A 2702-nucleotide genomic window follows, 5' to 3' on the forward strand; every position below is an offset into this window, starting at 1 on the left:
GCGCGGCCGGCGTGGCGCTCCAGGGACCACGGTCCTGGGACGCCTCGACGCGGAACTCGTAGGTGCCCGGGCCGAGGTTGGTATAGAAGGCGCGGCGTCGCGCGCCCGCGTCCTGCCAGTCGCGGTCCTGGCCGACCAGCCGGTAGCGGAAGCGGGTGCGCTCGGGCTGGGCGAGGCTGATCGCGGTGTAGGCGATCTCCAGATCGCGGGTGCCGGGGGCCAGGCGCAAAACGCGATCTGCGCCATCCAGGCCAGCCGCGACGGGCTCGCCATGCACGGACAGCTGGTGGATGTCCACCGCCGGGGGCTTGGACTCGCCCTCGGGCAGTCGCCGCGGATCGACGCGCACGACGCCGTTGCTCAGCGAGAACCACAGCAGCCCGTCCGGCGTGCGGGCCGCGGTGCGCAGCGGCCAGGACTGTTCGGCGCGACCGGTCAGGCCGTCGAGCAGGTCGAAGCGGCGGCCCGCCGGGCGCTGCTCCGCCTCGGTGGCGCTGGCGAGCGCGCGGCGGACCTCGTCGGCGCGCAGTCGCGTGATGCCGTTCGCGCCGTTGATCCAGAGCTCGCCCTCCGGCGTCTCGACGAGGCCCGACACGCCCTCGAGCGCATCCGCGTCGGCCAGCCGCAGCCGAGGGAAACCGGGCTCGGACAGCAGCTGAACGCCGCGCTCGCCGCCGACCCACAGGTGCGCGCCCTGACGCGCGATGACCTTGATCGCGCCGATCGCCAGGCCGTCGGCGGGGGTGAGGCGGGTGGTCTGGCCGGCCTCGTGACGCAGCAGCGTGCCGTCGGAGTAGCCGATCCAGACCCGGCCCTGGGCGTCGCTGGCAATCGCGTCGGGGCCCTTGCGCGGGAAGACGCCCGAGCCCGACAGGCGCGTGGTCTTGCCGTCGGCGTAACGCATCAGCCCGTAGCGGTGACCGTTGAACCACAGCGCGCCGGTGGCGTCCTCGGTGATCTCGAACACGGCGGCCGCCAGGGCTCGCGTCGGGCGTGGGGACGGGCACGAAACGGCCGTTCTCCTGCGTCCACAAGCCGGTGCGACCGCCGGCCCAGAGCCGCTGGCGGCTGTCAACGAAGACCGAAGTGAAGGTGGTCATGCCCGGGTCGGTGGGCACGGCGCGGGGCGTGGTCTCGCCGGGCGCGAGGCGCTGGATCGAATCGCCGGCGGCGACCAGCAGCCCGCCGGACCCGTCGACCGCCATCGCGATGCTGGCGCCGCGGTTGGGCAACTCCACGCGATCGACCGCCGCGCCGCGGAAGCGGTCCAGCCCGCCGTTGGTGCCGACCCAGATCTCGCCGTCGTCGCTTTCCACCAGCGGCACGGTGATGGACGAGCCCAGGCCGTCGGCGACGGTGAACCACTGCCCGCGCGACCAGTCCAGCTGCTCGCCCGCCATCAGGCGCGCGTCCGCGGCCTCGGTGCGGAACACGCCGCGGCCGTTGACGGTCACCCACAGCCCGCCGTCGCTGGCGAACAGCATCTGCTTGACCAGCGTGGACGGCCGGCCGTCGCGTTCGGACACCACGCTGGGGGAGAAGGGCGCCGCGGCCAGGTCATCCATCCGCACGGGCGCGGGCGCCGGCGCGGTGTCCGGCAGCTGCGCCCACGAGCGCCAGGATCCTGGCACGCCCAGCGGCCGCACGCCGCCGCGGCCGTCGGCGATCCAGAGCCGGTCCTGGCCGTCCTGCGCCATCACCGCGCTGCGGCCCAGCGGCACGCCGGTGTCCTCGAAGCGCTCGGCATTGGCGGCCAGCCGGTACAGGCGCTCGCCGGAGCTGACCCACAGGGTGCCCTGGCGGTCGCGGAACAGGTACTCGGCGCCGGCCGCGGGATAGCCCTGCGCCTCGCCCACACGCTGCCAGCGCTGCCCGTCGAAACGCGCCAGGCCCTTGCCCGCCGCGGCCCAGAGCGCCCCGCCGGCGCGCACCAGGCGCAGCACGCGGCCGCCGGGCAGCCCCTGCGCCGCGCCGTAGCGGGTCACGCCGTCGTCGCGCAGGCGCAGCACGCCGCCTTCGAACAGGCCGATCCACAGCGTGCGGTCCTCGTCGACCAGCAAGGCGTTGATGTTGAACGCCGGCAGCGGCTGGTCGCCGGGCCGGTAACGCTCGAAGCGCAGGCCGTCGAAGCGGTACAGCCCCATGCCGGTGCCCAGCCACAGCACGCCCTCGCGCCCGCCGCCCAGCGTCCAGACATCCGCCGGCGCGCCGTCGCGGACGTTCCAGGAGCGGTGGGAGAAATCGGGCAGGCCCTCGGCGGCGGCCCCCGCCGCAGGGTGGGCGGTCGCGGCCGCAAACGCGACCACCAGCATCCATCCGATCCACCACCTCGCCACTTGACCTCCCTCTGTCCGGCGCCATGCCGGCCGGCGACTGTGCCGACCCGGGCCCCTGGCGGTCAAGCGCGCGTCGTCCCGGTCATGCGGCCGGCAGCGGCTGGAGCCGGTAGAGCCCTTGCGCGGCGCCGCGCGACGGACGCGCCGGCAGCGGCACCGGATCATCGGCCACCGGCTCGTCGTCGAGCAGCCCGCGGCGCAGCGCCTCGGTGGCGGCCTGGGTGCGGCTGCGCGCGCCCAGCTTCTGCAGCAGCGTCTTCACATGTGTCTTGACGGTGCCCGCCGCGACGCCCAGCCGCAGGCCGATCGACTTGTTGTCCAGGCCCAGGCAGAGCATGCGCAGCACGTCGCGCTCGCGCGGCGTGA

Annotated in this window: 3 protein-coding genes; 1 reads left to right on the forward strand and 2 read right to left on the reverse strand. The window is 74.9% G+C overall.

Annotated features, from left to right (window positions below):
* The coding region (locus tag FUT87_RS10105; protein WP_310735165.1) for a triple tyrosine motif-containing protein at positions 1–967 on the reverse strand (967 nt) is incomplete at its 3' end.
* Between the two features lie 119 nt (positions 968–1086).
* Here FUT87_RS10105 and FUT87_RS10110 point away from each other — a divergent pair.
* Positions 1087–1839 carry a hypothetical protein gene (locus FUT87_RS10110; RefSeq protein ID WP_147240935.1) on the forward strand — a complete coding sequence of 251 codons (753 nt, stop codon included), beginning with the start codon at positions 1087–1089 and terminating at the stop codon, positions 1837–1839.
* Positions 1840–2418: 579 nt separating this feature from the next.
* On the opposite strand, the gene FUT87_RS10115 is transcribed toward FUT87_RS10110, so the two are convergent.
* A partial coding sequence (locus tag FUT87_RS10115; protein WP_147240936.1) for a response regulator transcription factor occupies positions 2419–2702 on the reverse strand: 284 nt, incomplete at its 5' end.

Source organism: Mitsuaria sp. TWR114 (genome assembly GCF_007997345.1).